Raw genomic sequence first — 4357 nt, 5'->3', positions numbered from 1 at the left:
ATATCGCAGGGAGAGTCACGGAACATGCGCGAAAAATTCAAGTTCACCTTTCTAGTACCAACGTTTATAACACGCTTTTCTGGGAAGTCCTTACGCGAATTCAGCGATTGAATCTTTAACTTATTCACTTCACTCTTTCCTTATAAAAAGCTTATTTTCCACCTTCTAGGAAGAACTTTATCCTTTTTTAGCGTTCTACAGTAGTTCTTTCCTGTACTTGGCTCAAAATCGACAGTAAAAATAGAAAATAACACGAACAACAACCCTGTTGACCGGCCCGATTAGTTATCCACAAATTTTTAGAAATCATTCAGGTTAAATTTATTTTATAATTGCTATAAGAAATTAAGAAATCTTAAACACTTTTTCAACGATAAAACGATTGTAACATAGCCGTATGACATTACAATAAAAGAATTGTTACAAATATATTTCATCTTTGAAATATATTTGCAAATTTAGTTTTTTTTATAAAAAAAAAGAGGTATTATTCCCAGCGGAATAATACCCTCACAATGTAATAAATAATGAAAAAAAATAAAATATTTACTAATAAAGTCGGCCCTAAAAAATTCGTAGCAAAGTAAATCGGGTTAATCACTGACATATTAAAGACTACTTGAATCCCAGAAGCTACTAATTCATAACCTGTTATCAAAATGATCCATCCAAAAAACATAGTAAATATATTTTGATAAAGAAGTTCGTATAGTAGATACATCCCCCAAACAGCTAAAGGAAGACTCACAGCATAGATGCCTAACACACCTATATAGTATAAATCAAATATACTACCTAAAATAATAGTCGCTGTGATCATATAACGTTTAGAAAACTTCGGAACACAGAATAACAATAATAACAATAAAAAATGAGTCTTCCAAATATTTGTACCATCGCTCCATGCTGAAAACGTACGTGTCAAATGGCTATCTAATAACATGACTAAAAAGAAAATCGGCGCTGCTATATATTGTTTTTTAACTTTACTCATAATTAGTCTTCCCCTACTGTGCGCTCAATAATCGTAACAACAGATACATCATTAACGTCTGCTGCAGGTTGAACGTAAACTGTACGATCTAGACCATAATCATCAGGCTCTGCTTCAATAACATTACCGACATTCAGATCCGAAGGAGAATTTCCGCCTAACCCGGAAGTTTGGACTGTATCGTCTTCTTCTATATCGGTTTCCCCTGTTAATTCTTCAACAACTAGTGCTTGATTACGCCGATCATAGCCTTTGAGTAACCCAAAAGCATCTCCATCTTCAGTTGTTATACGAACAGGAAAGTGGTTACTTGTCTGATTTTCAGACGTTAACAATTCAACCTTGGAAGAATGAGCATTAACTTCAAGAACACGACCAATCAAACCATTTTTAGCCATTACAGCCATATTATCACGAATTCCTTCTTGTGAACCTTGGTCGACAATCATGATATCTTGCCAAGAGTCTGGTGAACGAGAAATCACGTTAGCTGCCGTTTTTTCATAATTTGTCAATGTCTCATTCAAATCTAACTCTTCTTGTAAATTTGAAATTTCTCTTTGCTGACTTTCATTTTGCTGAACAACCTCATCGTAATTATCAATTTGACTTTTTAAGCGTTCATTTTCTTGGTAAGTCACAAATAAATTTTGGATAGAGCCAACGCCATTTTCAAACCAACGTACTGGTGCATACAAAGCTCTGTCTACCATAGCTACAGTATCATTTACAATCACTTGGGCAAAAGAAGCCTGCTGCTCAACTGCACGTCTAGCCATAGTGATACTTAAAACAGTGACAATGATAATTACGATAATTAAGGTAATAATAATATTTTTATTCGGATTAAATTTTTTCACAAGTGCACCTCAATTACTTCAAACTCAATAGATAGATTGTATCACTAAATAGCTCTAAACAAAAGTTAACCAATGACTCTTAACTATTTTTAAACTATTTTTCATAAAATAACGTACGCTTTCTTTCAAGCATCTTTACTTTGAATAACAGCAACTATCCCTTTAGAAAACGAAACGTTAGCGTAATCATCAATGAATTCATTACTCGCGTATGACGTAGGATATAAAACTTCCTGTTTATCTAATATATATTTACTTTTAGCTAAAGTGAGCTCAGAAACTGGTGTTAAACAACAATAAGCTAAATATTTTTTATCCATTTCTTTGGTGACCGTATGATTACCAGGAAGCAAAAAAGAAATGGTGTTTTGCTTATCTTTTAGGCAAATGTTTTGGCTATACTTACGAAATCTTGGTTCCAAAACTAACCAAAAATTTGCTAGAAAATGATCTATTCTTCCTCCAGTTGAACCTACTACCGTAACATTAGCATTGGGCTGCTCTTTTAAAATAAGTTCTAAAGCCAACTGTGTATCTGTATTATCCTTTTCTGCAGGAGAAGTAACTACCCTTTCAGCTGAATTAAAAATGTTTTCCCGCTCTTGTGCGTTCAGTGAATCAAAATCTCCAATCGCAATATCTAGGGGCAATCCCTTTTGGTGTAAGAAAAGACTGCCTCGATCAATACCAACATAAAAATCATAATGTTCTTCTATTTCCGGCCAATTAGAAATAGGGCCACCTGCTGCTAATAAAATATTCATTCACTAATCGCTTCTTTCAAGAGCTGGATTCGTTTTTCAGGTTGCTCTGCACCAAAAATATAACTTCCAGCAACAAAAACATCAGCACCCGCTTCTTTACATCTTGTAGCTGTTTCGGGCACAATGCCACCATCGACTTCTATATCATAATGGTATCCCTTCTCGTCTCTTAAATCAGCTAACTGACGAATTTTATCGAGCGATTCTTCAATAAAAGATTGTCCACCAAAACCCGGGTTAACTGTCATAACAAGAATCTGATCTATCATAGATAGTATATGATAAATCGAATTAATCGAAGTTCCGGGGTTAATCACTACTTCGGCCTGTACGTTTTTATTTTTAATCATTTGAATTGCTCGATGTATATGAGGAGTTGCTTCTGCATGGACACCTATAATGTCAGCTCCTGCCTCAGCAAAAGCATCAATATAATCTTCTGGATTTTCAATCATCAAGTGTGTATCTAACGGTAACTTAGTCACTGGACGAATAGCTTGGAGCACATTAGGACCAAATGTTATGTTGGGTACAAAATGACCATCCATTACATCTACGTGAATATAGTCCACGCCATTTTTTTCGACTAATTCAATTCCTTGTTGCAAATTTGCAAAATCTGCGCTTAAAATTGATGGTGAAATTTTCATTATTAGCTCTCCCTACCTTTTCTTTTTATAATTCGGCTTCCTATTTTTAATTTCTTCCAAAAAATAAACGTAATTATTATATCTGCTTTCAGCGATACTTCCTGTCCTGACCTGTCGTTTCACTTCGCAGTCAGGTTCATTTAAATGAAGACACTCTCTAAATTTACAATCACCGGAAACTTGAACAAATTCTGGAAATTGTTTTGCTAGTTCTCTTTGAGTAATATCAATAAAGCTAATTGCACTAAAACCAGGAGTATCCGCGACTAAACCATCAGCAACTGCAAGCAATTCCACATGCTTGGTTGTATGTTTCCCACGCCCTAAAGCAGTTGAAATCTCCGCTGTTTCTAATTTCAACTGTGGCATTAAGCGATTTAATAAGGTTGACTTCCCAGATCCAGACTGTCCAGCAAAAACAGTTAAACGATGAGAAAATAAATCTGCTAATTTTGTCATTGCGTCATTTTCAGTTGAAACAATGACTTTATAACCAATCTTTTGATAAGTCGACACAATTTCATTAATCAACTTACTTTCTGTTTGTAGGTCAGTTTTACTTAAATAAATAATAGGCTCAATACCATCGTATTCCATACTTACTAAAAAACGATCTAACAAAAAATATGAAAATTGCGGATCGACTAAACTTATTACAATAACACCCTGATCGACATTTGCTACTGGCGGTCGTAATAATTTATTTTTTCTAGGTAACACTTCTAGTAAGTAACCTTCTGTTAAATTTTCGCTTTCAAAATAAACAAAGTCTCCTACCAATGGAGTAATATTTCGATTACGAAAATTGCCGCGAGCTCTTGTCTGATAAACTTTACCATCTGAATAAATATAATAAAATCCGCTTAATGCTTTTTGAATTTGTCCTTGCAAAAATCCTCCCCCTTAATCTTTTTATTTATATTGTATCATATGAATGACGTATTACATTTTAATTCATGCAAAAAAGTGAAACTACTCATTTTAATGAAGGAGTTTCTTTCAATACATTGAGGAAAAACAACAAGATATGTTCCTTAATAATCAAAATTGGGGGAAGAACTAAAAATTATCTCTCATAAGATCATAGAA

The 4357-nt window shown here is 34.0% G+C and carries 5 protein-coding genes; all 5 read right to left on the bottom strand.

Annotated elements, in window-relative coordinates; genetic code table 11:
* Positions 1 to 487: 487 nt before the first annotated feature.
* The 5 genes from mreD to rsgA all read right to left on the bottom strand — a co-directional run bounded on the left by mreD (position 488) and on the right by rsgA (position 4159).
* Entirely contained in the window at positions 488 to 994 is a 507-nt protein-coding gene (gene mreD, locus G577_RS0110070; RefSeq protein WP_028791058.1) for a rod shape-determining protein MreD, read from the bottom strand.
* Between the two features lie 2 nt (positions 995 to 996).
* Positions 997 to 1854 (bottom strand): rod shape-determining protein MreC, encoded by an 858-nt coding sequence (gene mreC, locus G577_RS0110065; RefSeq protein WP_028791057.1) that lies wholly within the window; start codon positions 1852 to 1854, stop codon positions 997 to 999.
* A 125-nt stretch (positions 1855 to 1979) separates the two neighbouring features.
* On the bottom strand, positions 1980 to 2618 hold the full coding sequence (locus tag G577_RS0110060; RefSeq protein ID WP_028791056.1) for a thiamine diphosphokinase: 639 nt from the start codon (positions 2616 to 2618) through the stop codon (positions 1980 to 1982).
* Positions 2615 to 3268 (bottom strand): ribulose-phosphate 3-epimerase, encoded by a 654-nt coding sequence (gene rpe, locus G577_RS0110055; RefSeq protein ID WP_028791055.1) that lies wholly within the window; start codon positions 3266 to 3268, stop codon positions 2615 to 2617. The genes G577_RS0110060 and rpe overlap by 4 nt, the downstream gene beginning before the upstream one ends.
* A 12-nt stretch (positions 3269 to 3280) precedes the next feature.
* Positions 3281 to 4159 (bottom strand): ribosome small subunit-dependent GTPase A, encoded by an 879-nt coding sequence (gene rsgA / locus G577_RS0110050; RefSeq protein WP_028791054.1) that lies wholly within the window; start codon positions 4157 to 4159, stop codon positions 3281 to 3283.
* Positions 4160 to 4357 lie beyond the last annotated feature (198 nt).

Origin of the sequence: Tetragenococcus muriaticus DSM 15685, from assembly GCF_000423785.1 — a bacterium.
Taxonomy (GTDB): Bacteria; Bacillota; Bacilli; order Lactobacillales; family Enterococcaceae; genus Tetragenococcus; species Tetragenococcus muriaticus.
Note: the sequence above shows the minus strand (reverse complement) of the source record. Positions and strands in the feature narration are given on the sequence as shown.

Excerpts from the sequence above, each read along its gene's own strand:
- mreD (WP_028791058.1), bottom strand. The coding sequence starts at position 994 with ATGAGTAAAGTTAAAAAACAATATATAGCAGCGCCGATTTTCTTTTTA.
- G577_RS0110060 (WP_028791056.1), bottom strand. The coding sequence starts at position 2,618 with ATGAATATTTTATTAGCAGCAGGTGGCCCTATTTCTAATTGGCCGGAA.
- rpe (WP_028791055.1), bottom strand. The coding sequence starts at position 3,268 with ATGAAAATTTCACCATCAATTTTAAGCGCAGATTTTGCAAATTTGCAA.